The organism is Variovorax sp. Soil_C_39, assembly GCF_057656815.1.
The window spans coordinates 494,803-520,008 of sequence record NZ_JBDGJQ010000002.1; the positions used below are offsets into that span (position 1 = coordinate 494,803).

At 69.5% G+C, this 25,206-nt stretch carries 25 protein-coding genes; 15 read left to right on the top strand and 10 right to left on the bottom strand.

The window, feature by feature from the left end; translation table 11 throughout:
- Positions 1-16 precede the first annotated feature (16 nt).
- From AC3A6J_RS06330 to AC3A6J_RS06355, 6 genes are all read left to right on the top strand, one after another.
- Positions 17-814, top strand: coding sequence for an SDR family oxidoreductase (locus AC3A6J_RS06330; RefSeq protein WP_487859057.1), 798 nt, complete (start codon positions 17-19; stop codon positions 812-814).
- A 116-nt stretch (positions 815-930) separates the two neighbouring features.
- Positions 931-1,392, top strand: a complete 462-nt coding sequence (locus tag AC3A6J_RS06335) for a PaaI family thioesterase (RefSeq protein WP_487859058.1) — start codon at positions 931-933, stop codon at positions 1,390-1,392.
- A gap of 37 nt (positions 1,393-1,429) precedes the next feature.
- The gene (locus tag AC3A6J_RS06340; RefSeq protein WP_487859059.1) at positions 1,430-2,446 is read left to right on the top strand and encodes an NADP-dependent oxidoreductase; all 1,017 of its coding nucleotides are present in this window, start codon (positions 1,430-1,432) and stop codon (positions 2,444-2,446) included.
- A gap of 36 nt (positions 2,447-2,482) precedes the next feature.
- Positions 2,483-4,132 (top strand): isovaleryl-CoA dehydrogenase, encoded by a 1,650-nt coding sequence (locus AC3A6J_RS06345; RefSeq protein WP_487859060.1) that lies wholly within the window; start codon positions 2,483-2,485, stop codon positions 4,130-4,132.
- 58 nt (positions 4,133-4,190) lie between these two features.
- Positions 4,191-5,129, top strand: coding sequence for a glutathione S-transferase family protein (locus tag AC3A6J_RS06350; RefSeq protein ID WP_487859061.1), 939 nt, complete (start codon positions 4,191-4,193; stop codon positions 5,127-5,129).
- Positions 5,130-5,239: 110 nt separating this feature from the next.
- The gene (locus AC3A6J_RS06355; RefSeq protein ID WP_487859062.1) at positions 5,240-6,145 is read left to right on the top strand and encodes an SDR family oxidoreductase; all 906 of its coding nucleotides are present in this window, start codon (positions 5,240-5,242) and stop codon (positions 6,143-6,145) included.
- A gap of 12 nt (positions 6,146-6,157) precedes the next feature.
- On the opposite strand, the gene AC3A6J_RS06360 is transcribed toward AC3A6J_RS06355, so the two are convergent.
- Positions 6,158-6,829, bottom strand: coding sequence for an FMN-dependent NADH-azoreductase (locus AC3A6J_RS06360; protein ID WP_487859063.1), 672 nt, complete (start codon positions 6,827-6,829; stop codon positions 6,158-6,160).
- Between the two features lie 126 nt (positions 6,830-6,955).
- On the opposite strand from AC3A6J_RS06360, the gene AC3A6J_RS06365 reads away from it, so the two are divergent.
- Positions 6,956-7,861 (top strand): LysR substrate-binding domain-containing protein, encoded by a 906-nt coding sequence (locus AC3A6J_RS06365; protein ID WP_487859064.1) that lies wholly within the window; start codon positions 6,956-6,958, stop codon positions 7,859-7,861.
- A gap of 54 nt (positions 7,862-7,915) precedes the next feature.
- A complete protein-coding gene (locus AC3A6J_RS06370; protein WP_487859065.1) occupies positions 7,916-8,557 on the top strand; it encodes an ABC transporter ATP-binding protein in 642 nt (213 codons plus the stop codon).
- On the opposite strand, the gene AC3A6J_RS06375 is transcribed toward AC3A6J_RS06370, so the two are convergent.
- From AC3A6J_RS06375 to AC3A6J_RS06390, 4 genes are all read right to left on the bottom strand, one after another.
- On the bottom strand, positions 8,558-9,106 hold the full coding sequence (locus tag AC3A6J_RS06375; RefSeq protein WP_487859066.1) for a GNAT family N-acetyltransferase: 549 nt from the start codon (positions 9,104-9,106) through the stop codon (positions 8,558-8,560).
- On the bottom strand, positions 9,103-9,489 hold the full coding sequence (locus tag AC3A6J_RS06380) for a HepT-like ribonuclease domain-containing protein (RefSeq protein ID WP_487859067.1): 387 nt from the start codon (positions 9,487-9,489) through the stop codon (positions 9,103-9,105). Before AC3A6J_RS06380 ends, AC3A6J_RS06375 begins: the two co-directional genes overlap by 4 nt.
- Entirely contained in the window at positions 9,486-9,776 is a 291-nt protein-coding gene (locus AC3A6J_RS06385) for a nucleotidyltransferase family protein (protein ID WP_487859347.1), read from the bottom strand. The genes AC3A6J_RS06380 and AC3A6J_RS06385 overlap by 4 nt, the downstream gene beginning before the upstream one ends.
- 91 nt (positions 9,777-9,867) lie before the next feature.
- Positions 9,868-10,794 (bottom strand): LysR substrate-binding domain-containing protein, encoded by a 927-nt coding sequence (locus AC3A6J_RS06390; RefSeq protein ID WP_487859068.1) that lies wholly within the window; start codon positions 10,792-10,794, stop codon positions 9,868-9,870.
- Positions 10,795-10,894: 100 nt separating this feature from the next.
- Here AC3A6J_RS06390 and AC3A6J_RS06395 point away from each other — a divergent pair, with 100 nt between their 5' ends.
- Positions 10,895-11,611, top strand: coding sequence for an FMN-dependent NADH-azoreductase (locus AC3A6J_RS06395; protein WP_487859069.1), 717 nt, complete (start codon positions 10,895-10,897; stop codon positions 11,609-11,611).
- 12 nt (positions 11,612-11,623) lie between these two features.
- Here the strand turns inward: AC3A6J_RS06395 and AC3A6J_RS06400 are convergent, their stop codons facing one another.
- On the bottom strand, positions 11,624-12,670 hold the full coding sequence (locus tag AC3A6J_RS06400; protein ID WP_487859070.1) for an aldo/keto reductase: 1,047 nt from the start codon (positions 12,668-12,670) through the stop codon (positions 11,624-11,626).
- Positions 12,671-12,722: 52 nt separating this feature from the next.
- Complete coding sequence (locus AC3A6J_RS06405) at positions 12,723-13,913, bottom strand: MFS transporter (protein WP_487859071.1); 1,191 nt, start codon at positions 13,911-13,913, stop codon at positions 12,723-12,725.
- 90 nt (positions 13,914-14,003) lie between these two features.
- Here AC3A6J_RS06405 and AC3A6J_RS06410 point away from each other — a divergent pair, with 90 nt between their 5' ends.
- A complete protein-coding gene (locus AC3A6J_RS06410) occupies positions 14,004-14,966 on the top strand; it encodes a LysR family transcriptional regulator (protein WP_487859072.1) in 963 nt (320 codons plus the stop codon).
- On the opposite strand, the gene AC3A6J_RS06415 is transcribed toward AC3A6J_RS06410, so the two are convergent.
- The 3 genes from AC3A6J_RS06415 to AC3A6J_RS06425 form a co-directional block, all read right to left on the bottom strand.
- The gene (locus AC3A6J_RS06415) at positions 14,915-15,685 is read right to left on the bottom strand and encodes a fumarylacetoacetate hydrolase family protein (RefSeq protein WP_487859073.1); all 771 of its coding nucleotides are present in this window, start codon (positions 15,683-15,685) and stop codon (positions 14,915-14,917) included. The genes AC3A6J_RS06410 and AC3A6J_RS06415 overlap by 52 nt on opposite strands.
- A 110-nt stretch (positions 15,686-15,795) precedes the next feature.
- Complete coding sequence (locus AC3A6J_RS06420; RefSeq protein ID WP_487859074.1) at positions 15,796-16,773, bottom strand: Bug family tripartite tricarboxylate transporter substrate binding protein; 978 nt, start codon at positions 16,771-16,773, stop codon at positions 15,796-15,798.
- 105 nt (positions 16,774-16,878) lie between these two features.
- Positions 16,879-18,126: a pyridoxal-phosphate-dependent aminotransferase family protein gene (locus AC3A6J_RS06425; RefSeq protein WP_487859075.1), complete on the bottom strand. Its 1,248-nt coding sequence runs from the start codon at positions 18,124-18,126 to the stop codon at positions 16,879-16,881.
- Positions 18,127-18,247: 121 nt separating this feature from the next.
- On the opposite strand from AC3A6J_RS06425, the gene AC3A6J_RS06430 reads away from it, so the two are divergent.
- From AC3A6J_RS06430 to AC3A6J_RS06450, 5 genes are all read left to right on the top strand, one after another.
- Positions 18,248-18,940 carry a GntR family transcriptional regulator gene (locus tag AC3A6J_RS06430; RefSeq protein WP_487859076.1) on the top strand — a complete coding sequence of 231 codons (693 nt, stop codon included), beginning with the start codon at positions 18,248-18,250 and terminating at the stop codon, positions 18,938-18,940.
- Positions 18,941-18,950: 10 nt separating this feature from the next.
- The gene (locus AC3A6J_RS06435) at positions 18,951-22,013 is read left to right on the top strand and encodes an FAD-binding and (Fe-S)-binding domain-containing protein (protein WP_487859077.1); all 3,063 of its coding nucleotides are present in this window, start codon (positions 18,951-18,953) and stop codon (positions 22,011-22,013) included.
- A 38-nt stretch (positions 22,014-22,051) separates the two neighbouring features.
- Positions 22,052-23,224, top strand: coding sequence for a YbfB/YjiJ family MFS transporter (locus AC3A6J_RS06440; RefSeq protein ID WP_487859348.1), 1,173 nt, complete (start codon positions 22,052-22,054; stop codon positions 23,222-23,224).
- Positions 23,221-23,811 (top strand): methylated-DNA--[protein]-cysteine S-methyltransferase, encoded by a 591-nt coding sequence (locus AC3A6J_RS06445; protein ID WP_487859078.1) that lies wholly within the window; start codon positions 23,221-23,223, stop codon positions 23,809-23,811. The genes AC3A6J_RS06440 and AC3A6J_RS06445 overlap by 4 nt, the downstream gene beginning before the upstream one ends.
- A 122-nt stretch (positions 23,812-23,933) precedes the next feature.
- Entirely contained in the window at positions 23,934-25,124 is a 1,191-nt protein-coding gene (locus tag AC3A6J_RS06450) for a multidrug effflux MFS transporter (RefSeq protein ID WP_487859349.1), read from the top strand.
- Positions 25,125-25,206 lie beyond the last annotated feature (82 nt).

Sequence of the window (25,206 nt, forward strand, 5' to 3'; positions counted from 1 at the left end):
CACCGGAGACCACCCCATGACCGCCCGCACCACGCGCCAACTCTTCGATCTCACCGGCAAGACCGCCCTCATCACCGGCGGCTCGCGCGGCCTGGGCCTGCAGATGGCCCATGCGCTCGGCGAGGCCGGCGCGAAGATCATGCTGAGTTCGCGCAAGGCCGACGACCTCGAGCAGGCCGCGGCCGAGCTGCAGGCGGCGGGCATCGACGCGCGCTGGATCGCGGCCGACTGCGCCAAGGAAGAAGACACGCGTCGCCTCGCCGACGAGACGCTCGAGCGCATGGGCGCGATCGACATCCTCGTGAACAACGCCGGCGCGAGCTGGGGCGCACCGGCCGAGAGCCATCCCGTCGAGGCCTGGGACAAGGTGATGAACCTCAACGTGCGCGGCTATTTCATCCTGGCGCAGCAGGTGGCCAAAAAGTACATGATCCCGAAGAAGGCCGGGCGCATCATCAACATCGCGTCGATCGCCGGCCTCAACGGCAACCCGCCCGAGATGCAGACGCTGGCCTACAACACCTCGAAGACCGCGGTGATCGGCTTCACGCGCACGCTGGCCGCCGAATGGGGCCGCTACGGCATCAACGTGAATGCGATCTGCCCGGGCTTCTTCATGACCAAGATGGCCGCCGGCCTCATCAAGTCGCTCGGCGAAGAGAAGATGGCGGCGCAGGCGCCGCTCGGCCGGCTGGGCGACGACGAAGACCTCAAGGGGCTGACGCTGCTGTACGCGAGCGATGCCGGCAAGCACATCACGGGCCAGTGGCTCGCGGTGGACGGCGGCGTGAGCGTGGTGCTGGGCGCAGCATGATGAGACGCCCCCCGAAGCGCCTTCGGCGCCTCCCCCCACTGGGGGGCGCACCCAGCGGCCGGGCGGAGCCCGTTCCGCGGGTGCACACGCGAAATCCGCGGGCAATTTGAAACGACATGACTGATTCCAAAGACGACATCAACATCCGCTCCTACACGAGCCAGATTCCCTTTGCACGCCATCTCGGCTTCGAGCTCACGAAGTTCGAGGGCGGCGAATCCGAGATCCGCTACACCGCCAAGCCGGAGCACCTGAACACCTTCGACGTGACCCACGGCGGCGCCTGCATGACGCTGCTCGACATCACCATGGCGGCCGCCGCGCGCAGCGTGTCGCCCGAAAGCGGCGTGGTCACCATCGAGATGAAGACCAGCTTCATGCAGCCCTCGGTCGGCCCGCTGCATGCGCGCGGCACGCTGATCCACCGCACCGCCACGCTGGCCTTCACCGAGGCGAAGATCTACGACGCCCAGGAACGCGTGTGCGCCCACGCCACCGGCACCTTCAAGTACGTAAAGCGCCGGCTGCCCACCGGCCCCGCGAGCGCGAACGAAATGCGTCCGCCTTCCACCGACTGACCCCGATCCCGTTCTCGATACCACGGAGACCCTTCCCATGCCCACGAACAAGCAGATCCATCTCGACAACCGCCCCGAGGGTGAAGCCGTCGCGAGCAACTTCAAGCTCGTGACCGCCGAAACCCCGCCGCTGGCAGAGAACCAGGTGCTCGTGCGCCACCACTACATGAGCCTCGACCCCTACATGCGCGGGCGCATGAACGATGCCAAGAGCTATGCCCAGCCGCAGCCGCTCGGCCAGGTCATGCAGGGCGGTGCTGCCGGCGAGGTGGTCGAGAGCCGGCATCCCAAGTTTGCCGTGGGCGACAAGGTCGTCGGCTTCGGCGGCTGGCAGGAATACAGCGTGGTCGACGCCTCGCAGCCCGGTGCGCTCAAGAAGGTCGACACCACGCAGGTGCCGCTGTCGCATTACCTGGGGGCCGTCGGCATGCCGGGCGTCACCGCCTGGTACGGCCTGGTGAAGATCATTGCGCCCAAGGCCGGCGACACGCTGGTGGTCACCGCTGCCAGCGGCGCCGTCGGCAGCGCGTTCGGTGCGCTCGCCAAGGCGCGCGGCTGCCGCGTGGTCGGCATCGCCGGCGGCCCGGACAAGTGCAAGTACGTGACCGACGAGCTGGGCTTCGACGCATGCATCGACTACCGCCAGCACCCCGACGTCAAGAGCATGGGCGCCGCGCTCAAGGAAGCCTGCCCCGACGGCATCGACGGCTACTTCGAGAACGTCGGCGGCTACATCTTCGATGCCGTGCTGCTGCGCACCAACGCCTTCGCGCGCGTGGCGCTGTGCGGAATGATCGCGGGCTACGACGGCCAGCCGCTGCCGCTCGCGAACCCGTCGCTGATCCTCATCAACCGCCTCAAGATCGAAGGCTTCATCGTGAGCGAGCACATGGAGGTCTGGCCCGAGGCGCTGGCCGAACTCGGCGGCCTCGTCGCGAGCGGCAAGCTCCGGCCGCGCGAGTCGGTGGCCGTGGGCATCGAGTCCGCCCCCGATGCCTTCCTGGGTTTGCTCAAGGGCAAGAATTTCGGCAAGCAACTGGTGAAGCTGATCTGACATGCACTGAATGAACGCACGGCAAGGAGGCCGCTGATGGAAATGACGCACGAGGTGTTCAACCAACCTGAACCGCTCACGGGCTACAACCTCTTCGAAACCCACCGGCCCCTGCGCGATGCGCTGAAGTTCAACGCGCCGAAGCTCGACGTGGCGCCCTTGCAGGCGCTGGGCGCCAGTCTCGGCACCGCCGGCATGCAGGCGCATGCGCGGCTCGCCAACACGCACACGCCCGCGCTGCACACGCACGACCGCCAGGGCCGGCGCGTCGACGAGGTCGAGTTCCATCCGAGCTACCACGCGCTGATGACCGCCGCGGTGGGCGCGGGCCTGCACGGCGTGCCGTGGGGCGACGCGCCCGGGCCGACGGCCTCGCCGCATGTGTTGCGCGCAGCGGGCTTCATGCTCTTCACCGAGCTGGAGCCGTCGATCCTGTGCCCGATCTCGATGAGCTATGCCGCCACGCCCGCGTTGCGCGGCAATGCGGCGGTGTACGCCGACTGGGGGCCCAAGCTGACCAGCCTGCACTACGACCCCGCGCTCAAGCGCCTTAATGACAAGCCCGGCGTCACCATGGGCATGGGCATGACCGAGAAGCAGGGCGGCTCGGACGTGCGGGCCAACACCACGCAGGCGGCGCGCGACGGCAGCGACGCCTGGGGCGAGCGCTACAGCATCACGGGCCACAAGTGGTTCTTCTCGGCGCCGATGTGCGATGCCTTCCTGGTGCTCGCGCAAGCGCCGGCCGGCCTGAGCTGCTTCTTCCTGCCGCGCGTGCTGCCCGACGGCAGCCGCAATGCGCTGCACATCCAGCGCCTGAAGGACAAGCTCGGCAACAAGGCCAATGCGAGTTCCGAGGTCGAGTTCCACGGCGCCATCGCCTGGCTCGTGGGCGAAGAGGGCCGCGGCATTCCGCAGATCCTCGAGATGGGCACCATGACCCGGCTCGACTGCGCGCTCGGCACCAGCGGGCTCATGCGGCAGGCTGTGGCGCTCGCCATCGACCACACGGTGCAGCGCAGCGCCTTCGGCAAGCCGCTGATCGCCCAGCCGCTCATGAAGAACGTGCTGGCCGACCTGGCGCTCGAGAGCGAGGCCGCCACCGCGCTCGCGCTGCGCCTCGCGCGCGCCTTCGACCGGCAGCACGACGAGCACGAGCGCCTGATGGCGCGGCTGCTTACGCCGGTCGCCAAGTTCTGGATCTGCAAGCGTGGCAGCCACCTGGCGCAGGAGGCGATGGAATGCCTTGGCGGCAACGGCTATGTGGAAGAGGGTGGCCAGGGCACCATGGCGCGCATCTACCGCGAGATGCCGCTCAATTCGATCTGGGAGGGCGCCGGCAACATCATGGCGCTCGACCTGCTGCGCGGCCTGCGCAAGGGCGATGCGGTGGCGGCGCTGGCCGCCGAACTCGCGCCCGCGCGCGGCCAGCAGGGCGCACTCGACCGCCTGGCCGACGCGCTGCCCGCGCGCATCGAGGCCATGGCCTCCGAGACCGAGGCGCGCCGCCTGGCACAGGACGTGGCGCTGGCGGTGCAGGCTGCGCTGCTGGTGCAGACCGCGCCGGGCGCCGTGGCTGCGGCGTTCTGCGCCTCGCGGCTCGGCGGCGACTGGGGCCATGCCTTCGGCATGCTGGGCACGGGCACCGATTTCGACGCGATCATCGCGCGCGCGCGTCCGCGCTGAGCGCACCCTCCGCACCCCATTTCGACACCCGCGGCTCGACCGCACACAAGGAACCCCGATGGCCGAACTCATCCTGCACCACTACAACACCTCGCCGTTCTCCGAGAAGGTCCGGCTCATCCTCGGGGCCAAGAAGCTGCCGTGGAAATCGGTGCTGATCCCGGCCATCATGCCCAAGCCCGAGGTGGAGACGCTCACCGGCGGCTACCGCAAGACGCCGTTCCTGCAGATCGGCGCCGACATGTACTGCGACACCGCGCTCATCGCCGACGTGCTCGAGCATCTGCAGCCCGAGCCATCGCTCTACCCGGAGCCCGAGAAGGGCATGTCGCGCATCCTCGCGCAGTGGGCCGACAGCACGCTGTTCTGGGCCGCGATGGCCTGGAACATGCAGCCCCGCGGCGTGGCCGAGGTGTTCGCCAAGGCGCCGCCCGAAGCGGCCAAGGCCTTCGGCGAAGACCGCGGCAAGATGAGCGCCGGCAACATGACGCGGCTGCGCCCGGCCGATGCCACCAGCGCCTACAAGTCGTACCTGCGCCGCCTGTCGGACATGTTCGACGACAAGCCCTTTCTGCTCGGCGAGGTTCCGTGCATCGCCGATTTCTCGGCCTACCACCCGCTCTGGTACACCCGGCGCATCGACGCGGTGCGCGGCATCCTCGACCTGACGCCCGCGGTGGTCGACTGGATGGACCGCATGGCCGCCATCGGCCATGGCGCGCCCGAGAAGTCCACCGCCGACGAGGCCATCGCCGCGGCCAAGGCGGCAGTGCCGCACACGCTGCTGACCGACAGCACCTTCCAGGACGACCATGGCATTCCGCTCGGCAGCGCCGTCACCGTGCGCGCCGAGAGCTTCGGCCTCGAGGAAACCCCGGGCACGCTGGTGGCGGCCACGCGCACGCACTACACGCTCGCGCGCAGCAGCGAGCGCGTCGGCACGGTGCATGTGCACTTTCCGCGCATCGGCTATGTGCTGAAGAAGGCCGAGGCCTGAAGCGCAGCGAGGGACATCCGCGGGCACCTTCGTGACTGCGCCGGTGCGCGTTCCGTATTTCAATAGCGCCTCCAGCTTCAGAGACATTCAACGCAAGAAGGACACCGGCAATGATTCAGGACTTCAAGGGCAAGACCGCCGTTCTCACCGGTGCGGGATCGGGCTTCGGGCTCGAATGCGCACGCATCGGCGCCGCACGCGGCATGAACCTCGTCTTGGTCGACGTGCAGCAGGACGCGCTCGACAAGGCCCGCGCCGAGGCCGAGGCTGCCGGCGCGCAGGTGCTCGCGCGCAAGGTCGACGTCTCGGACGCCGCCCAGATGGAGGCCCTGGCCGCCGCCGTGAAAGAGCGCTTCGGCGCGCCGCATTTCGTCTTCAACAATGCCGGCGTGGGCGCGGGTGGCCTGGTGTGGGAGAACACCGTGGCCGACTGGGAATGGGTGCTCGGCGTCGATCTCTGGGGCGTGATACACGGCGTGCGCCTGTTCACGCCCATGATGCTCGAAGCCGCCGCCAAAGACCCGGCCTGGCGCGGCCACATCACCAACACCGCCAGCATGGCCGGCCTGCTCACGCCGCCCAACATGGGCATCTACAACGCCGCCAAGGCCGCCGTGGTGAGCCTGACCGAGACGCTCTACCAGGACCTGAACCTCGTGACCGACCAGATCGGCGCCAGCCTGCTGTGCCCGTACTTCGTGCCCACCGGCATCACGACGAGCGAGCGCAACCGTCCCAACGCGCCCAAGGAGAGCGAGCTCACCAAGAGCCAGCTCATCGGCCAGGCCATGAGCAACAAGGCCGTGAGCAGCGGCAAGATCAGCGCGGCCGAGGTGGCGGCAAAGGTGTTCGACGCCATCAGCGCCAACCAGTTCTACGTGTTCAGCCATCCCAAGGCGCTCGGCAACGTGAAGAGCCGCATGGAGAACATCGTGTCGATCACCAACCCCGCCGATCCCTTCCTCGAGCGGCCCGAGATCGGGCAAAAGCTGCGCGAGCAGTTGCGCGCGGGCTGAGCGCGCGTCACGTCACGGCGCCTGCAGCGTGCTCACCAGCGTCTCGATGCGCGTGAGCGCTGCGTTCATCGAGCGCGCAAGCTCCTCGTCGCGGTCCTCGGCATGCTCGATCGCCACGCTGTGGACCTCGGTGAGCCCGAGCAGCGCGAGCGGGCTCGCGATGCCGGGCGTCAGCAGATCGCGGTGCGCCTGCCAGCCGCCCGGGCCGTAGCCGCTGCTGCCGCACGATGTCAACAGCACCGTGCGGCGGTGGCGCTCGGCCAGCAGCGGCACGTACGGGTTCTCGCGCTCGCGGTCGTAGTCGAAGGTGGCGCCGATGCGCACCACGTTGTCGATCCATGACTTGAGCGGCGCCGGCATGCCGAAGTTGTACATCGGCACGCCGATCACCAGCACGTCCGCACGGCGGATCTCGTCGATGAGCACATCGCTTTCCACCAGCACCGCATGCATCCATGGTTCGCGCTGGTCCGCCGGCGTGTAGCCCGCGGCGATCCATTCGCCCGTGATGCTCGCGGGCGGCGCGGCGCCGATGTCGCGGTAGATCACTTCGTCGTCCGGGCGTGCCGCGCGCCATGCGCTCACGAAGTGGTGGCCGAGCCGGCGCGAATGCGAGCCGTGCAGGTGGGTGCCCCAACGCCCGGGACGGGCGCTGGCGTCGATGTGGAGCAGGGTGGTGGTCATGGTGGTTCTCCGGTCTAGGTGGATGAAGGAAATTCAGCTGTCTCTTGACATGCTTTGCAATTTATCCAAGCATAAAAAGCGCGACAAACGACGATTTATTTGCGCTGCTAAAAAATCAATTCATCCATGAACCGACTGCACTCACTCCCGCCCCTGGCTTCGCTGCGCGCCTTCGAGGCTGCCGCGCGGCACTGCAGCGCCAAGCTCGCCGCGAACGAGCTCTCGGTCACGCCCACGGCCATCAGCCATCAGGTGCGGCAGCTCGAAGAGTCACTCGGCGTGGCGCTCTTCATCCGCCTGCCGCGCCAGCTGGTGCTGACGCCGCAGGGCCGCGAGCTGCAGGCGGTGCTGAGCGATTCGTTCGCCGCCATGGCACAGGCCGTGGCGCGGCTGCGGGCGCCGCCGGAGCGCAGCGCGATCACCTTGTCGACCACGCCCGCGGTCGCCGCGCGTTGGCTGCTGCCGCGCGTGGGTGCGCTGCGCGCGGCGCACCCGCGGCTCGACCTGCGCATCCATGCCTCGCACGATGCGGTGCCGCTCGACGGGCTCACGGCCGACGTCGCCATCCGCTACGGCAAGGGCCAGTGGCCGGGCCTCGTGGCCGAGAAGCTCTTCGACACCGTCTTCGCGCCGGCCTGCAGCCCGACGCTCAAGCTGCGCCGTCCGGCCGACCTCGCGAAGCACACGCTGCTGCATTTCGCGGTTCCGAACAGCAGGAACCAGCCGGGCACCTGGGCCGCCTGGCAGCAGGTGGCCCAGGTGCCGGGACTCGACGTGACGGCCGGTCCCGTGTTCTCCGACGAAACCCACACCGTCTCGGCCGCGCTGCAGGGGCAGGGCGTGGCGCTGATGGGCCTGGCACTCATCGCCGACGAGCTGCGCGCGGGCAACCTGGTGCAGCCCTTCGGGCCGGTGCTGCAGGGCTCGCCGTTCTACCTCGTGTGCCCGCAGGCGCGGCGCGACGATCCCAACGTGGCGGCGGTGTTCGAGTGGGTGAAGGGGCTGTCGCCGCTGGACGGCGGCGTGCGCTGAGCGACGGCGGCGACACAATCGCGTTCAATGCCGTTTTCGATGCCGCTGTTCCCCATGAGACTTTCCCCGACTTCTTCCATGCTGCAGATCCAGGACCTGCACTTCGCCTACCCCGACCAGCCCGCGCTGGCCGACGGCTGGTCAATCGCCGTCGGCGATGGCGTCACGCAGCTCTACGGAGACACCGGCAGCGGCAAGTCGACCTTGCTGCGCGTGCTGGCGGGTGCGCTGCCTGCATCGGCCGGTCAACTGTGCGTGAACAGCGTGGCACTCGACGCCGAACCCGAGGCCTACCGGCGCCAGGTCTTCTTCTGCGAGCCGGCGTCGGAAGCCTTCGACCCGCTCGGCGTGCAGGCCTGCACGGCCTTGCTGGGCGAGGGCGATGCGGGTTTCGACCAGGCCGAGTGGCAGCGCCTTGCCGAGGCCTTCTCGCTCGTGCCGCACCTGGAGAAGCAGATGTTCATGCTGTCGACCGGCTCCCGTCGCAAGGTCGGCCTGGCTGCCGCGCTCGCGTCGGGGCGGCCCGTGGTGCTGCTGGACGATCCGGTCGCCGCGCTCGACGCGCGTTCGATCCACGGCCTGTGGCAGGCGATCGAGCGGCGTGTCGCGCAACCGGGGCGGGCCGTGGTCGTGGCCAGCAGCGAGCGCATCACGGCGGTGCCGCTGGCGGCGTGCATCGAACTGCCGCTGGGCTGATCAGTGGGTCGGCGTGGCCATCACGTGGTTGTCGTGCCGCTCGTCGCCGAGCACGAACTGTGTCAGCCCCGTCACGGCCAGCCTGTGCTTTTCGTAGAACGCGCGGGCGCGCAGGTTCTTCACGTTCACCGTGAGCCACAGGCCGTCGTTGCCCGTGCGTTCGTGGGCGGCGCTGCGCGCTTCGCGCAGCAGCATCGACCCGACACCGCTGCGAGCGAACGGCGACTGCACGTAGAGCGTGCGCAGTTCGGTTTCACGGGCCGGTGCCAGCGGCTGCACCGCGCCGAACTGCAGCAGCGCATAGCCCACGAGATGGCCATTGGCCTGCGCGACCCGCAGTTCGACATCGGAAGCTTCCGACCACGCAGCGAACGCTGCGGGCGTGAAGGTCGAGAGCACATAGCGCCCGAGCAAGTCGTTCACACCGTCGGTCGCGTAGGTGTCGAGCCACACCTGGATTGCCAGCGCGGCGAGCGCGTGCGCGTCGGCTGCGGTGGCGGGGCGAACGGTGAAAGGCGGGCGAATCAACGTGCGGCGCCTGTCGGTCACGGCTGCGCGCCTTTGCCGTCGCCGTCTGTGGTGCCGGCTTTCTGCCGCACCGCGGCCAACTGCTCGAGCAAAGCCGGCAGCCATTTTTGCACCGTCTCCCAGACCACCTCGAGATTGACGTCGAAGTATCCGTGAGCCATGCGATTGCGCATGTTGCGCATGCTGCGCCACGGCACTTCGGCGTGGGCAATGGTGAACTCGGCGTGGCTGTCCATCACCTTCGTGGCCGCTTCTCCGATGATGATGAGGCTCATGATGACGGCCTGCTGGGTGCGTCTGTCGGTCAGGAAATCGTCCTTGGCCATTCCCTGTACAAAGCTGCGTGCATCGGCTGCAGCTTGTTGTATGTGATCGAGGTAGTCGGGCAGGCGGCTCTCGCTCATATTGGCTGTGCCTCCGCGAGCACCTTGGCGCGGAATTTCGGCGGCAGGTCGCCGGGTGTCAGCAAGTCGACGTCGACGCCGAGCATCGATTTCAACTCTTCCTCCAGATCGCCCAGGTCCAGCAATGTGGCACCGGGCAGCGCGTCGACCAACAGGTCGAGGTCGCTGCCTTCCTGGTCGGTGCCATGCAGCACCGAACCGAAGACGCGCGGATTCGCCGTGCGGAAGCGGCCGACCGCTTCGCGCACCGCACTTCGTTTCAATTCGAGCACAACGGACGGTAGCACGGGCATCCTTTCTCGCGCCTCGCGAAAGCGAGGTGCGGCCAGAATATAGCGTCTGGCGCTGTTCTCGCGCACCGCGTCTCGCCAGCCAGCCTCATCCTTCCGCAGCCTGGGCCGCAATCCAGTCCCATACCGCGCGCACCGGCGCTTCGTTCTCCCGCCCTTCAGCCACCGCAAGGAAATAGCTCCCGGTGTCGAGCGCGGGGCCAAAGGGCTGCACCAGCGCGCCGCTCGCGATCTCTTCGGCGGCGAGCGTGAGGCTCAGGAGCGCCACGCCGTGGCCGCCGAGCGCGGCGAGCATGGCATGCGTCTCGTCGGAGAACGACAGGCCCGGCGACTTCATCGCGCGGCCGCGCGGCGGGGCGATGCCAGCCTCGCGGAACCAGCGCGGCCACACCGCAGGCGCGAGCGCATGCGGCTGCCAGTCGCAATGGATGAGCTGGTGCTTCGGCAGGTCGGCGACGCGCCGGAGCTTCAGCATCGGGCTGCACAGCGGCGCGTAGCGCTCGTGCATGAGTTCGCGCGCCACCAGCCCAGGCCAGTTGCCGCGGCCCGAGCGGATCGCGATGTCGGCATCGCCGCGTGCAAGGTCGACCAGCCTGTCGCTCGCGTGCAGGCGCAGCTCGACATCGGGGCAGGCCTTGCGGAAGGCCTCCATGCGCGGCAGCACCCAGCGCGCCGCGAACGCGGTGTTGGTGGTCAGCGTGACGGCCGGCGAGGCCGCGGGCCGGCGCAGCCTGTCGATGCCGGCCTCGAGCAGGTCGAAGCCCATGCGCAGGTCGTCGAACAGCCGTTCGCCGGCGGGCGTCAGCACCAGCTGCCGCGTGAGGCGACGGAACAGCGGCTGGCCCAGCGAGTCTTCGAGCGCGCGCACCTGGTGGCTGATGGCGGACGGCGTGACCGACAGCTCCTGCGCGGCGCGCTGGAAACTCCGGTGTGCGGCAGCGGCTTCGAAGGCGCGCAGCGACAGCAGCGGCGGCAACCGGCGGCCGGGCCGAACAGGTGAGCTGATCTCTTGCATAGGTGGAAAAACGATCGTTTGTGGCGGAAGGACTTCGTCCCTAGATTCAAGGCCTGCGTCGCCATTGTGGCAGCGCCCCATGCACCAAGGAACCTCATCCATGAAATCCGACCACCTGAACCTCCTCCACATCGACGCCAGCGCCCGTCCGGGCCGCTCGGGCATCGATCCGCATGGCTCGCACACGCGCCGCCTGTCCGCACGCTTCGTCGAGCGCTGGCAAGCCGTGCGCCCCGGCGACCGTGTCGACTACCTCGACGTCGGGCAGCATCCGCCCGCGCATGTCGATGCGCGCTGGATCCACGCGGCCTTCACGCCGCCCGAGGCGCGCGAATCGTGGATGGCCGAGGTGCTGGCCGAAAGCGATCGGCTCGTCGACCAGCTCGTCGCGGCCGACCTGATCGTGGTCGGCCTGCCGATGTACAACTTCAGCGTGCCCGCGCAGTTCAAGGCCTGGATCGACAACATCGTGCGCGTGGGCCGCACCTTCGGCTTCGACCGCGCGCGCGGTGCGGTGCCGTATTGGCCGATGCTCGCGGACATGGGCAAGCGCATGGTCCTGCTGGGCGCGCGCGGCGACCACGGCTACGACCCCGGCGGGCGCATCGCGCACCTCAACCACACTGAAAGCAGCGTGCGTTCGGTGTTCGGCTACATCGGCGTCACCGACATGCACGAGGCCGCGGTCGAATGCGACGAGTTCGGCGGCGAGCAACTGGCGCAGTCGCTCGCCAAGGCCGAAGCCGCGGTCGACCGGCTGGTGGACGAACTCGCGGCTGCGGCGGCGATGCCGGCGCCGGAGCCCGTCGCCGCTTGAGGGCCGAGCCGCTCAGCCCGGCAACTGCTGCACCGCCACCGGGCTGCGTTCGGCGAACTGCCCGTTCCAGTACGGGTAGTAGGGGTAGGGCGGCGGCACCGCGCTCGCCGCGTCGAGCCGCCGGCGCTGGTCGTCGCTGAGCTGCCAGCCGAGCGCGCCGAGGTTCTGTTCAAGCTGCGCCTCGTTGCGCGCGCCGATCAGCACGCTCGACACCGTGGGCCGCTGCAGCAGCCAGTTGAGCGCGATCTGCGGCAGCGTCTTGCCGGTTTCCTCGGCCACCTGGTCCATCGCATCGACCACGCGGTACAGGCGCTCGTCGTCGATCGGCGGCGCGAAGCCGGCGGTCTCGTGCAGGCGGCTGCCTTCGGGCAGCGGCTGGCCGCGGCGGACCTTGCCCGTCAACCGGCCCCAGCCCAGCGGGCTCCAGACGATCGCACCCAGGCCCTGGTCGACGCCCAGCGGCATGAGCTCGAATTCGTAGTCGCGGCCAATCAGCGAGTAGTAGGTCTGGTTGGCCACGAAGCGCTGCAGCCCGAGCCGGTCGGAGGCGGCCAGCGACTTCATGAGCTGCCAGCCCGAGAAGTTCGAGGCGCCGATGAGCCGCACCTTGCCGACGCGCACCAGGTCGTCGAGCGTGTCGAGCACCATCTCGACCGGCGTCATCGCGTCGAAGGCGTGCAGCTGCAGGATGTCGATGTAGTCGGTGCCGAGCCGCTTGAGCGCGGCCTCGGTCGCGGCGATCAGATGGTGGCGCGAGGCGCCCACGTCGTTCGGCCCGTCGCCCGCGCGCAGCGAGAGCTTGGTCGAGATGATGGCCTTGTCGCGCCGCCCCTTGAGCGCCGCGCCGAGGATCGATTCGGACGCGCCGTTCGAATACACGTCGGCGGTGTCGAACAAGGTGACACCAGCGCCGAGCGCGAGGTCGACGATGCTGCGCGCACCTTCGACGTCGGTGTTGCCCCAGGCGCTGAAGAGCGGACCCTGGCCGCCGAAGGTGCCGGCGCCGAAGCCGAGTGCGGGCACCTTGAAGCCCGAGCGGCCGAGAAAACGTTGTTCCATGGTGTTGGCTTTCGAGTGGTTGGAAGAGAGAAGAAAAAGGGAAAAGGATTCGTCAGGCCCGCGCCGAGGCGCAGTCCGCCGTCGTGCCATCGCTCTCGCGGCGGTCGAGCGCGCGGCTCCAGAGTGCGATCGCCAGCCCCGCGAGCGTCAGCAGCGCGGCCACCCAGCCGAGCGCGCGCAGCCCCGGCCCGTGGTCGATGACCACGCCGCCGATCCAGGCGCCGAGCGCATTGCCGAGGTTGAAGGCCGCGATGTTGAGGCTCGATGCCAGGTTCTGGCCGGCGCCCGTGGCCTTTTCGAGCACGCGCAATTGCATCGGCGCCACCGTGGCGAACGCGGCGAGGCCGAGCAGGCCGACGAACACCACCGCGGCGACCGGCGTGCCGATGGCGAACTGCATCGCACCGAGCACCGCGGCCAGCGCCACCAGCGTGCCGAGCACCGCGGGCATGGTCGCCCGGTCGGCCAGCCGGCCGCCGAGCAGGTTGCCGGCCGCCAGGCCCGCGCCGAACACCAGCAGGATCGGCGACACGGCCGATTCGGCAACGCCCGTCACCTGGGTCAGCAGCGGCTGGATGTAGGTGAACACGACGAACACGCCCGCATAGCCGAGCACCGTCATCGCAAGCCCGAGCAGCACCTGGCCGCGCGCGAGCACCGCGAGTTCGTCGCGCACGCTGGCCGGCGCGGCCTCGGCCTTGACGCGCGGCACGAACAGCGCGAGCACCGTGAAGGCCAGCACGCCGATCAGCGCGACGGCCCAGAAGGTGGCGCGCCAGCCGTGGTGCAGCCCGAGCCAGGCGCCCGCCGGCACGCCGAGCAGCATGGCGGCCGTGAGGCCGGTGAACATGATCGCGATGGCCGAGGCGCGGCGCTCGGGCGCGACCAGCCCGGTCGCCACCACCGCGCCGACGCCGAAGAAGGTGCCGTGCGCGAGCGAGGTGACCACGCGCGCGGCCATGAGCATCTCGTAGTTCGGCGCCAGCGCACAGGCCAGGTTGCCGAGCGTGAAGATCGCCATCAGCGCGAGCAGCACGGTCTTGCGCGGCAGCCGCCGCGTGGCGATGGTGAGCAGCGGCGCGCCCACTGCGACGCCGAGCGCATAGCCCGAGATCAGCAGGCCGGCGGCCGTGATGGAGACGTGGAGGTCGCTCGAGACCTGCAGCAGCAGGCCCATGATGACGAATTCGGTGGTGCCTATTCCGAAGGCACCGGCGGTGAGGGCGAGAAGGGCGATGGGCATGATGCACGTACTGTGCGGCCATCTCCCGCTTGTGACTAGAATGCCGCTGCTACACGCACTTGTGAACTGAATTCACAGAAAGAGCCCGCCATGCCTCGCATCGACGTCAACCGCTCCGGCGAAATGGAAGCTTTCGTGCAGGTGGTCGAGGCCGGCGGCTTCTCGGCCGCCGCGCGGCTGCTCGACATGACGCCCTCGGCCGTGAGCAAGCTGGTGGCGCGGCTCGAGCAGCGCCTCGGGGTGCAGCTGGTGCATCGTTCCACGCGCAAGCTGCAGCTCACGCCCGAGGGGCTGCACTTCTACGAGCGCAGCACGCGCGTGCTGGCCGACCTCGAGGAGGCCGAGCGCTGCGCCGCCGCGGGCGCCGCGCCGCGCGGGCGCGTGAGCATCAATGCGAGCGTGTCCTTCGGGCACCACAAGCTGGTGCCGCTGGTGCCGCGCCTGCTCGAGCAGCATCCGCAGATCACGCTCGACATCGCGCTCACCGACCGCATCGTCGACCTGATGGACGAGCGCGCCGACATCGCGATCCGCTGGGGCCAGCTGCCGCCGTCCGACCTGGTGGCGCGGCGCCTGGGCGAGACCAGCCAGTCGATCGTGGCCGCGCCCGCTTACCTGGAAAGGTATGGCACGCCGCGCACGCCGCAGGAGCTCGAGGCGCACAACCGCCTGGGCTGGAGCTACCGGCGCAACACACCCGACTGGCCGCTGCGCGTGGACGGGCGCGCGATCGCGCTGCCCGTGGCCGGCCCGGTGCGCGCGGGCGACGGCGAGACGCTGCGCCAGCTGGCGATCGCGGGCGCGGGCGTGGCGCGGTTGTCGCTGTATCACGTCCAGCACGACATCGAAGCGGGCCGGCTCGTGCCGCTGCTGGAGGAATTCAACCCCGGCGAGGTCGAGCCGATCCATGCGGTCTACATCGGCAAGGCGGGCACGCTGCCGGCGCGCGTGCGTGCGGTGCTCGACTTCCTGGTGGCGAATGCGAGCGTGGGCGGTGGGCGCTACACGCTCAGGCGCAGCGCGCCGATGCCGTCGAACGCCACCGTGACCTGATCGCCGCGACCGCACGGCAGGATGCCGACCCACGAGCCGGTGGTGACGATGCTGCCGGCCGGCACGGTGCGGCCGTGGCGCGTGAGGTGGCGCAGCCAGGCCGGCAGCAGCCAGGCCGGGTCGCCGAGGGGATGCGTGCCTTGGCGCGCCACGGGTTCGGCACTGCCGACGGTGGTCTCGCAGCGCTGCGAGGCCCAGTCGACGGCGGCGAAGGGCTTCCATTCGCCGAGCGCGAGTGCGCCGTGCACCTGCGAATCGGCCAGGCGCAGCAGCGCGGGCGTGGCAGCCAGGTCCTGCCAGCGCGAATCGACGATCTCGACCGAGACCGCCATGGCATCGACGAGCGCGGTGGCACCGGCGGCATCGAGCGAGGCGGCCATCGCTGGCGTGACGTCGCGGCCGAGGCGCAGCGCGATCTCGGCCTCGATGCCGGGCGCATGGAAGTGGATGTCGCCGAAATCGGCCGGGGCGGTGCGCACGCCGGCGGGTGGCAGCGGCGCATGCGTGAGGGTCGCGCTGCGCGAGGCGCCGCCCGATTTCCAGGCGCGAGGTGCGGCCTCGTCGGCGAACCACCAGAGCGCTGCGGCGACGGCGTCCTGCACTTCATAGGCCTCTGTGGCGTTTTCCAGCGTGTCGAGCCAGGGCGTGGCGTCGAGGGTCTGGTCGGAGCGGCGCGCATTGGTGAGCGCCTCGGCGAGGGCAGTGGGAGAGTGGTTCATGTCGTCGATCTTCTCAGCTTCTTAACCCAGGCACCCGTGGAACCGGCTTTGCCGGGCCGCCGGGTGCGCCCCCCAGTGGGGGGAGGCGCCGCAGGCGCTTCGGGGGGCGTTCATGTGTTCACCTGAACCTTCCCGTCCTTCACTACCTTCGCCCATTTCGTGATCTCGGTCGAGATGAACTGCTTGAACTTGTCCTGCGACCCGCCACCGTCTTCCGCGCCATAGGTGTCGAGCTTCTCCTGCACGTCAGGCATCGCGAGCACCGTGTTGACGTCGCGGTTGACCTTGTCGGCCACATGCTGCGGCAGCTTGCCTGGGCCCGCAAGGCCATACCAGGTGGTTGCCTCGAAACCCGCGAAGCCTTGTTCCTGCATCGTCGGCACGTTCGGGTGGCCCTTGGCGCGCTTGGCGCGCGTCTGCGCCACGGCCAGCACGCGGCCGCTCTTCACATGCGGCGTGGCCGCGGTCATGGTCTCGAAGCTGTACTGGATCTGTCCGCCCATCAGGTCGGCGAGCAATGGCCCGCTGCCCTTGTAGGGCACGTGCATCGCATCCACGCCGGCCTGCAGCTTGAACATTTCCAGCGCCAGGTGCTGCGCCGAGCCCGCGCCCGCCGAGCCGAAGCTCACGTTGCCCGGCGACGCCTTGCACAACGCCACGATGTCCTTGGCCGAGAGCGCCTTCTGCGCCGGACTCGCGATCAGCAGATTGGGCGTGACCCCGACCAGCACGATCGGCACGAAGTCGCGCTCCACGCTGTAGCGCAGCCTGGGTTGCAGGCTCGGCGCCAGCGCGTGGCTGTTGATGTGCGCCATGAGCAGCGTGCTGCCGTCGCTGGGCTGCTGCGACACGTACTCGGCCGCCAGCACGCCGGCCACGCCCGCCTTGTTCTCGACCACCACCTGGTGGTTCCACATCGTCCCGAGCTTCTGCGCCACCACGCGCGCCAGCGCATCGGTGCCGCCGCCGGGCGGAAAGCCCACCACGATGCGCACCGGCGCGGTAGGCCACTCCTGCGCAAAAAGCCGCGGCACGCCGAGCGTCGCGGCCGCGGCACCTGCGACCTGGATCAGGGAACGTCTCTGCATCATCTTTGTCTCCGTTGGGGGTTGGGTGTCGTCGATGCGTGGTGGCCGCCGCATCGTTCGAGCGATGCGCTGCGGCCGGCCAGGGTCCCTGTGGCGCCGCCGACGCTAGGCGGCCTTCTTCATCGTCTGGGCGGTGGGCGCCGGATGGCTGGCGAAATGGTCCATCGCGGCCTGCACGCCGCTGCCCGCGAGCTGGATGCCGGTGAGCTTCATGCCCATCTCGACGCCCGCGACCATCGCCACCAGCGTGAGGTCGTTGCTGTCGCCGAGGTGGCCCATGCGGAACATGCGGCCCTTGAGCTTGCCCAGGCCGGTGCCGAGCGACAGGTCGAAGCGCTCGTGGATCAGCCGGCGCAGCGCATCGGCATCGACGCCCTCGGGCGTGATCACGCCGGTCAGCACGGGCGAGTACACGGCCGGGTCGGCGCACTGGATCGGCAGGCCCCAGGCATTGACTGCCGCGCGCACGCCGGCGCCCCAGCGCTGGTGGCGCGCGAACACGTTGTCGAGCCCTTCGCCAAGCAGCATGTCGAGTGATTCCGACAGGCCGTAGAGCAGGTTGGTGTTGGGCGTGTAGGGCCAGTAGCCGTCCTTGTTCATGGCCACGATCTCGTCCCAGGCCCAGAACGCGCGCGGCAGCTTCGCGGTCTTGGAAGCCTCGAGCGCGCGCGGCGACAGCGCGTTGAAGCTGATGCCCGGCGGCAGCATGAGGCCCTTCTGCGAACCGCTCACGGTCACGTCCACGCCCCATTCGTCGTGCCGGAAATCGGCGCTCGCGAGGCCCGAGATGCTGTCGACCATCAGCAGCGCGGGGTGGCCCGCCGCATCGATGGCGCGGCGCACCGCGGCGATGTCGGAGGTGACGCCGGTGGAGGTCTCGTTGTGCACCACGCAGACGGCCTTGATCTTCTTCTCCGTGTCCTTCTGCAAGCGCGCCTCGATCAGCTCGGCCTGCACGCCGCGGCGCCAGCTCGGGGCCGTGGGCAACTGCTCGTCCTTGCCCGACCAGGCGAGGAACTCGGTCGAGACGCCGAGCCGCGCGGCCATCTTCTGCCACAGCGATGCGAAGTGGCCGGTCTCGTACATCAGCACATGGTCGCCCGGGCTCAGCGTGTTGCAGAGCGCGGCCTCCCAGGCGCCGGTGCCCGAGGCGGGATAGATCGCCACCGGATGCCGGGTCTTGAAGATCTGCTGGATGCCGCCCAGCACCTTCAGGCCGAGCACGCCGAACTCGGGGCCGCGGTGGTCGATGGTGGGCAGGCTCATGGCCCGCAGGATGCGGTCGGGCACTGGGCTTGGGCCAGGAATCTGAAGGAAGTGGCGGCCGGTGGGATGGATGTCGAGTTGCAGCATGGGCGGTCCTTTCGCCGCAAGTTTTGCATTCAAAATATGATTTGACGTTGTGGTTTACCCTTAAACGTCGGGCTTGTTGCTGTTGTTTTTTGCATTCAAAATGCATTCAAGGGAAACACACATGACCGCAGACATCATCGAGATCTCGCGCCTCGCGTTGCACGACCAGGTTGCTTCGCGCCTTCGCACGATGCTGGTCGAAGGCCACATCGCGCCGGGCGCCAAGCTCAACGAGCGCGAGCTCTGCCTGCAGCTGCACGTCTCGCGCACGCCGCTGCGCGAGGCCATCAAGCTGCTCGCGGCCGAGGGGCTGGTCGATCTGCTGCCGAACCGCGGGGCGGTGGCGGTGAAGCTCACCGAGGCCGACGTGCTCAACACCTTCGAGGTGCTCGCGATGCTCGAGGGCATGTCGGGCGAGCTCGCGGCCAAGCGCATCACCGAGGAAGAACTCGCCGAGGTGCGTGCGCTGCACTACGAAATGATGGCTTGCTTCGCACGGCGCGACCTATCGGGCTACTACCGGCTCAACGCGCGCATCCATACCGCCATCAACGAGGCCGCCGGCAACCCGGTGCTCGCGGGCACCTACCGCTCGATCAATGCCCGCGTGCAGTCGCTGCGCTTTCGCACCAACCAGGATGACGCGAAGTGGAAGCACGCCGTCGAAGAGCACGAACAGATGATCGCGGCCCTGGCCGCGCGCGACGCGGCCGCAATGCGCCGGGTGCTGGTCTCGCACCTGATGCGCAAGCGCGACACGGTGCTCGAGCTCATGCGCGCCGGCGAAATCTATCCACGAACCACTTCAAGCTGAGACCCCCTTCATGCGCATCGATCCCGCCAGCCACATGCAGCCAGCCGGAACCGTCCTGCCGCCCAACGAGACCTGCGAAGCGCTGGCCCGCCGGCTGCGCGCCGAGACGCAGGGCGAGGTGCTGTTCGACAGCGGCTCGCGCGGCCGCTACGCCACCGACGCCTCGATCTACCAGATCGCGCCAGTCGGCGCGTTCGTGCCGACCAACGACACCGACGTCGCCTGCGCGATCGACATCGCGCGCGAGCTGAAGGTGCCGGTGCTCGCGCGCGGCGGCGGCACCAGCCAGTGCGGCCAGACCACCGGCGCCGCGCTGGTGATCGACAACAGCAAGCATTTCCGGCGCGTGCTCGAGCTGAACGTGGAAGAGGGCACCGCCACCGTCGAGCCCGGCCTGGTGCTCGACCACCTGAATGCGCAGCTCAAGCCGCACGGCCTCTGGTATCCGGTGGACGTGTCGACCAGCGCGCAGGCCACGCTGGGCGGCATGGCCGGCAACAACTCGTGCGGCTCGCGCTCGATCGCCTACGGCAACATGGTGCACAACGTGCTGGGCGCGAGCGCCTGGCTGTCGAACGGCGAGCTGGTCGAGTTCGGTCCGCAGCGCACGCTCGGTGCGCGCGCGGCGGGCATTGCCGAATTCGTGCACGGGCTCGCGCGCAAGCACCACGACGCCATGGCGCAGCACTGGCCCAAGGTGATGCGCCGCGTGGCGGGCTACAACCTCGACATCTTCGACAACCAGAGCGAGCGGCCCTACACCGCCGACGGCAGCGTCAATCTCGCGCACCTGCTGATCGGCGCCGAGGGCACGCTGGCCTACACCAAGAGCCTCAAGCTCCAGCTCGCACCGCTGCCGCGCGCCAAGGTGCTCGGCGTCGTCAACTTTCCGACCTTCCATGCGGCCATGGACGCGGCCCAGCACATCGTGAAGCTCGGCCCCACGGCGGTCGAGCTGGTCGACCGCACGATGATCGAGCTGAGCCTTGCCAACCCGGCCTTCAAGCCCACGGTCGAAACCGCGCTGATCGGCCGGCCCGCGGCGATTTTGCTGGTGGAGTTCTCGGGCGCCGAGAAGGCGCCGCTCTTGCCGCAGCTCGCGCGGCTGGTCGAGCTCATGGGCGACCTGGGCCTGCCCGGCAGCGTGGTCGAGATGCCCGACGAGGCGCGCCAGAAGAACCTGTGGGAAGTGCGCAAGGCCGGCCTCAACATCATGATGAGCCTCAAGGGCGACGGCAAGCCGGTGAGCTTCATCGAGGACTGCGCGGTGCCGCTCGCGCACCTGGCCGAATACACCGATGCGCTGACCGAGGTGTTCGCGCGCCACGGCAGCCGCGGCACCTGGTATGCGCATGCGTCGGTCGGCACGCTGCATGTGCGGCCGATCCTCGACATGCGCGTCGATGGCGCCGCCAAGATGCGCGCAATCGCCGAGGAGGCCGCGGCGCTGGTGCGCAAGTACAAGGGCGCCTTCAGCGGCGAGCATGGCGACGGCCTGTGCCGCGGCGAATGGATCGAGTGGCAGTTCGGCCCGGCGATCAACGAGGCCTTCCGCGCGATCAAGCAGGCGCTCGACCCGATCGGCCTCTTCAACCCCGGCAAGATCGTCGATCCGCCGCGCATGGACGACGGTTCGCTGTTCCGCTTCGCGCCGCCCACGGCACCCAGGCCCTACCGCCGCATCGAACTCAAGCCGGTGCTCGACTGGTCGGCCTGGAACGTGAACGCCGACCCGGTGACCGAGGAAACCACCGCGCCCGGCACCGGTGGCGACAGCACCGGCGGTTTGGCCAAGGCCGTGGAGATGTGCAACAACAACGGCCATTGCCGCAAGTTCGATGCCGGCACCATGTGCCCGAGCTACCGCGTGACGCGCGACGAGCAGCATCTGACGCGCGGCCGCGCCAACACGCTGCGGCTCGCGCTCTCGGGCCAGCTCGGACCCGACGCCTTTACCAGCGAGGAGATGCACGAGACCATGGACCTGTGCGTTGGCTGCAAGGGCTGCAAGCGCGACTGTCCGACCGGCGTCGACATGGCGAAGATGAAGATCGAGTTCCTCGACCACTACAAACAACGCCATGGCCACACGCTCAAGGACCGGCTGGTGGCCCGCATGCCCGACTACGCGCACCGCGCGAGCCGCGTGCCGTGGCTCATGAACCTGCGCAACACGGTGCCCGGCGCGGCCTGGCTCGGCGAGAAACTGCTGGGCTTTTCGGCCCGCCGCTCGCTGCCCGAATGGCGCTCCGACACCTTCTGGCGCGCCAAGGCCGACCTGCACGGCATGTTCGCCAGCCGCGAGGCCGTGCTGTCGGTGCAGGCGAACGGCGGCCGGGCGGCGGTGCTCTTCGTCGACACCTTCAACGGCACCTTCGAAAGCGAGAACGCGCTGGCGGCGGCCCGCGTGCTCAAGGCCGCCGGCTACACGCTGCACACGGTCGAGAAGCGCGGCGGGCACCATTGCTGCGGCCGCACTTTCCTGGCCAGCGGCATGGTGAGCGAGGCCAAGCGCCGTGCCGAAGCACTGCTCGACGCGCTCAGGCCGCTGGCCGAGGCCGGCGTTCCCATCGTCGGCCTCGAGCCCTCGTGCCTGCTCACGCTGCGCGACGAAGCCCTGGTGATGGGCTTCGGCAAGAAGGCCGAAACCGTGGCGAAGCAGGCTTTGCTGTTCGAGGAGTTCATTGCGCGCGAGCTGAAGGCCGGCCGCTTCCAGCTCGCACTCACGCCCGCCACCGCCCCGATCCTGCTGCATGGCCATTGTCACCAGAAGGCCTTCGGCGCGGTGAGCCCGGTGCTCGAGGTGCTGCGGCTCATCCCCGGCGCAGAACCCGAGCTGATCGAGAGCTCGTGCTGCGGCATGGCCGGCAGCTTTGGCTACGAGGCGCGCCACATCGACGTCTCGATGCGGATGGCCGAGGCCAGCCTGCTGCCGGCGATCCGCGCGCGGCCCGAGGCCATCGTGGTGGCCGACGGCACGAGCTGCCGGCACCAGATCGCCGATGGCGCGGCCCGCGAGGCGGTGCATGTGGCGGTGCTGCTGGAGCGGCATCTGCTGCCGGACGCGGGGTGAACGACCCGCCCACGCTGCGGCTCGCGTTCGCGCTCTCGATGGGCGCGGCCGTCTCGCTGGGCATCGCGCGCTTCTCGTATGCGCTCTTGCTGCCGCCGATGCGTGACGACCTGGGCTGGACCTATGCGCTGGCGGGCGGCATGAACACCGCCAACGCGATCGGCTACCTGCTCGGGGCACTCGCCACGCCAGCGCTGATGCGCCGCTTCGGCACGGTGCGGCTGCTGATGGTGGGGGCCGTGCTCACGAGCCTGTTCATGGCGGGCAGCGGCTTCGTGAGCGCGGCGCCCGCGCTGCTGCTGCAGCGGCTCTTGGCCGGCATCGCGAGCGCCTGGGTCTTCGTGGCCGGCGGGCTGATGGCCGCGCGGCTCGGCGAGGCTGGCTCCGCGCGCGGCGGGCTGCTGCTGGGCATTTATTACGGCGGCACCGGCTTCGGCATCGTGCTGTCGGCGCTCTTGGTGCCGCAGGTGCTGCGTGCTGCCGCCGACCAGCCGCACGGCTGGGCCTGGGCGTGGTGGGCGCTGGCGCTGGCCTGTGCGGCGGGCACCGGGCTGCTGGGCTGGGCGGCGCGTGCGATGCCGGTCCGGCCTGCGGCACCCGCAGCGGCTGCGTCGCATCCGGGTTCGGCCAGCGACGCCGCCACGCTGCGCCGCTTCGGCTGGGCGCTTGCGGGCTACGGGATGTTCGGCGTGGGCTACATCGGCTACATGACCTTCGTGATTGCGCTGCTGCGCGAGCAAGGTGCGGGCACCGCGTTCGTGACCCTGTTCTATGCCTTGCTCGGCCTGGCCTGCATCGCGTCCTCGCGGCTCTGGGCCGGGCTTCTGGAGCGCCACCGCGGCGGGCGGCCGCAGGCGCTGCTCAACGGGCTGCTCGGCATCGCGACGCTGCTGCCGGTGCTCAGCGCGTCGGTGCCGGTGGCGCTGGCCTCGGGACTGTTGTTCGGCGCGGTGTTCCTGTCGGTGGTGGCTTCGACCACCGCGCTGGTGCGCCACAACCTGCCGCACGCGCAGTGGGCGCAGGGCATCAGCGCCTTCACGGTCGTTTTCGCGCTCGGCCAGATCGTCGGGCCGACCGTGACGGGCTGGATCTCCGATGGGCCGGGCGGACTGGCGCGCGGCCTCGTGGCGTCGGCGATCGTGCTGTGGGGAGGGGCGCTGCTGGCCGCGCGCCAGCGTCCGCTGCGCGAGGGCGGAGAATGGCGCCCATGACCGCTGCCATCGACGACACCGCCTTGCCGATCGACGACGCGAACGCGCCGGGCTTTGCCGTGTTCGACACGGCGATCGGCGCCTGCGGCCTCGCTTGGGGACCGCGCGGGCTGATCGTCGGCGTGCAATTGCCGCAGGATGACTCCGGCGCCGAGGCCACGCGGCGGCGCATGCGGCAGCGCTTTCCCGCGCTGGCCGAGGCCGCGCCGCCCGCGAGCGCACTGCGCGCCATCGCTGCGGTGCAGGCACTGCTCGACGGCACGCACGACGACCTGCGCCACATCGAACTCGACATGGCCGGCGTGTCGGATTTTCATCGCCGCGTCTACGAGATCGCGCGCCGCATTCCGCCGGGCCAGACCCGCACCTACGGCGAGATCGCGGCCGAGCTCGGTGACCTTGGCCTTTCACGCGCGGTGGGGCAGGCCATGGGCCTCAACCCGTTCGCGCCCGTGGTGCCGTGCCACCGCGTGCTCGCGGCCGGCAACAGGCCGGGCGGCTTCTCGGCCGGCGGCGGGGCATTGACCAAGCTGAAGATGCTCGACATCGAGGGCGCCACGCCGAACGGGACGCTGCCGTTGTTCTGAGCGCCACGCTGTACTGAAAAAAGCTGAACGCGCCGGCGACGACCCCACGCCTGCAGCGATCGCCGCGCTTGGCGACAATTGCCGCGATGCGTTCTCGTTCTCCTTCTTCTCCGTTCTTCAAGATGGCTCTGCTGCTGGGCCTGCTGTCCGCCATCGGCCCCTTCGCCATCGACATGTACCTGCCGGCGCTGCCGGCCATCGGCCAGACGCTCGGCGCCGACATCGGTGCGGTGCAGATGAGCCTCACGGCGTTCTTCCTCTCGCTCGGCGCGGGCCAACTGCTGTTCGGGCCGGTCTCGGACATGGTCGGGCGCAAGCCGCCGCTCTATGCGGGGCTGGCGCTGTTCGCGCTGGCGAGCATCGGCTGCGCGCTCGCCACCGACATCCAGACGCTGATCGTGCTGCGCCTCCTGCAGGGCCTGGGCGCGGCAGCGGGCATGGCGATTCCGCGTGCGGTGGTGCGCGACCTGCACACCGGCACCGACGCCGCGCGGCTCATGTCGTTGCTGATCCTGGTGTTCAGCGTCTCGCCGATCCTTGCGCCGCTCGTGGGCAGCGCGGTGATCGCGGTCGCAGGCTGGCGCGGCGTGTTCTGGGCGGTGACGATCGCGGCGGTCGCGGGCCTCGCGATGACGGCCGCGCAGCTCGAGGAAACACGGCCGCCGTCGCAGCGCGTCGAGAGCAGCATTGGCAGCGCGCTTGCCGCGTACTGGCTGCTGCTGCGCGACCGGCACTATCTCGGCCTGGTGTTCATCGGCGGCTTCGCGATGGCGGGCTTCTTCACCTACCTGGCCAATTCGTCGTTCGTGATGATCGACCATTACGGCCTCTCGCCCGCAATGTACAGCGTGGCTTTCGGCGTGAATGCGGCGGCCTTCATCGGCGCCTCGCAGCTCACCGGCCCGCTGGGCGAGCGCCATGGCCTCGTGGCGCTGGTGAAGTTCGGCGTGGTGGCGTCGAGCGTCACCATGCTCGCGATGTTCGTCTACTTCGCGGCCGGCGGCGACAGCCTCTGGGTGCTGATCGTGCTGTACTTCATCGCCTCGGGCTTCATGGGCCTGGTGATCCCGACCACCGGGGTGCTCGCGCTCGAGATGCACGGCGCCATCGCCGGCACGGCCTCGGCGCTGCTCGGTACGCTGCAGATGCTGACCGGCGCACTGGCCATGGCCGTGGTGGGCCTGTTCAGCGACGGACGGCCGCTGCCGATGGTCACCGGCATGGCGACCGGCGCCTTCGTTTCGCTGGTGCTCACCTGGCTCACGCTGGGCCGCGTGCGCTCCGAGCCCGGACGCAGGGTGCAGGGGGCGTGAGGGGCACCGCAGGCACGCAAGCACCGGCCGGCGAGGCGCCGCAGGTCGTCGACGGGCTGCCCCAGCCGGCGCGCCGCAACGC

Coding starts and splice junctions, on each gene's coding strand:
- AC3A6J_RS06330 (WP_487859057.1), top strand. CDS start 17: ATGACCGCCCGCACCACGCGCCAACTCTTCGATCTCACCGGCAAGACC.
- AC3A6J_RS06335 (WP_487859058.1), top strand. CDS start 931: ATGACTGATTCCAAAGACGACATCAACATCCGCTCCTACACGAGCCAG.
- AC3A6J_RS06340 (WP_487859059.1), top strand. CDS start 1,430: ATGCCCACGAACAAGCAGATCCATCTCGACAACCGCCCCGAGGGTGAA.
- AC3A6J_RS06345 (WP_487859060.1), top strand. CDS start 2,483: ATGGAAATGACGCACGAGGTGTTCAACCAACCTGAACCGCTCACGGGC.
- AC3A6J_RS06350 (WP_487859061.1), top strand. CDS start 4,191: ATGGCCGAACTCATCCTGCACCACTACAACACCTCGCCGTTCTCCGAG.
- AC3A6J_RS06355 (WP_487859062.1), top strand. CDS start 5,240: ATGATTCAGGACTTCAAGGGCAAGACCGCCGTTCTCACCGGTGCGGGA.
- AC3A6J_RS06360 (WP_487859063.1), bottom strand. CDS start 6,829: ATGACCACCACCCTGCTCCACATCGACGCCAGCGCCCGTCCCGGGCGT.
- AC3A6J_RS06365 (WP_487859064.1), top strand. CDS start 6,956: ATGAACCGACTGCACTCACTCCCGCCCCTGGCTTCGCTGCGCGCCTTC.
- AC3A6J_RS06370 (WP_487859065.1), top strand. CDS start 7,916: ATGAGACTTTCCCCGACTTCTTCCATGCTGCAGATCCAGGACCTGCAC.
- AC3A6J_RS06380 (WP_487859067.1), bottom strand. CDS start 9,489: ATGAGCGAGAGCCGCCTGCCCGACTACCTCGATCACATACAACAAGCT.
- AC3A6J_RS06390 (WP_487859068.1), bottom strand. CDS start 10,794: ATGCAAGAGATCAGCTCACCTGTTCGGCCCGGCCGCCGGTTGCCGCCG.
- AC3A6J_RS06395 (WP_487859069.1), top strand. CDS start 10,895: ATGAAATCCGACCACCTGAACCTCCTCCACATCGACGCCAGCGCCCGT.
- AC3A6J_RS06400 (WP_487859070.1), bottom strand. CDS start 12,670: ATGGAACAACGTTTTCTCGGCCGCTCGGGCTTCAAGGTGCCCGCACTC.
- AC3A6J_RS06405 (WP_487859071.1), bottom strand. CDS start 13,913: ATGCCCATCGCCCTTCTCGCCCTCACCGCCGGTGCCTTCGGAATAGGC.
- AC3A6J_RS06410 (WP_487859072.1), top strand. CDS start 14,004: ATGCCTCGCATCGACGTCAACCGCTCCGGCGAAATGGAAGCTTTCGTG.
- AC3A6J_RS06415 (WP_487859073.1), bottom strand. CDS start 15,685: ATGAACCACTCTCCCACTGCCCTCGCCGAGGCGCTCACCAATGCGCGC.
- AC3A6J_RS06420 (WP_487859074.1), bottom strand. CDS start 16,773: ATGCAGAGACGTTCCCTGATCCAGGTCGCAGGTGCCGCGGCCGCGACG.
- AC3A6J_RS06425 (WP_487859075.1), bottom strand. CDS start 18,126: ATGCTGCAACTCGACATCCATCCCACCGGCCGCCACTTCCTTCAGATT.
- AC3A6J_RS06430 (WP_487859076.1), top strand. CDS start 18,248: ATGACCGCAGACATCATCGAGATCTCGCGCCTCGCGTTGCACGACCAG.
- AC3A6J_RS06435 (WP_487859077.1), top strand. CDS start 18,951: ATGCGCATCGATCCCGCCAGCCACATGCAGCCAGCCGGAACCGTCCTG.
- AC3A6J_RS06440 (WP_487859348.1), top strand. CDS start 22,052: ATGGGCGCGGCCGTCTCGCTGGGCATCGCGCGCTTCTCGTATGCGCTC.
- AC3A6J_RS06445 (WP_487859078.1), top strand. CDS start 23,221: ATGACCGCTGCCATCGACGACACCGCCTTGCCGATCGACGACGCGAAC.
- AC3A6J_RS06450 (WP_487859349.1), top strand. CDS start 23,934: ATGGCTCTGCTGCTGGGCCTGCTGTCCGCCATCGGCCCCTTCGCCATC.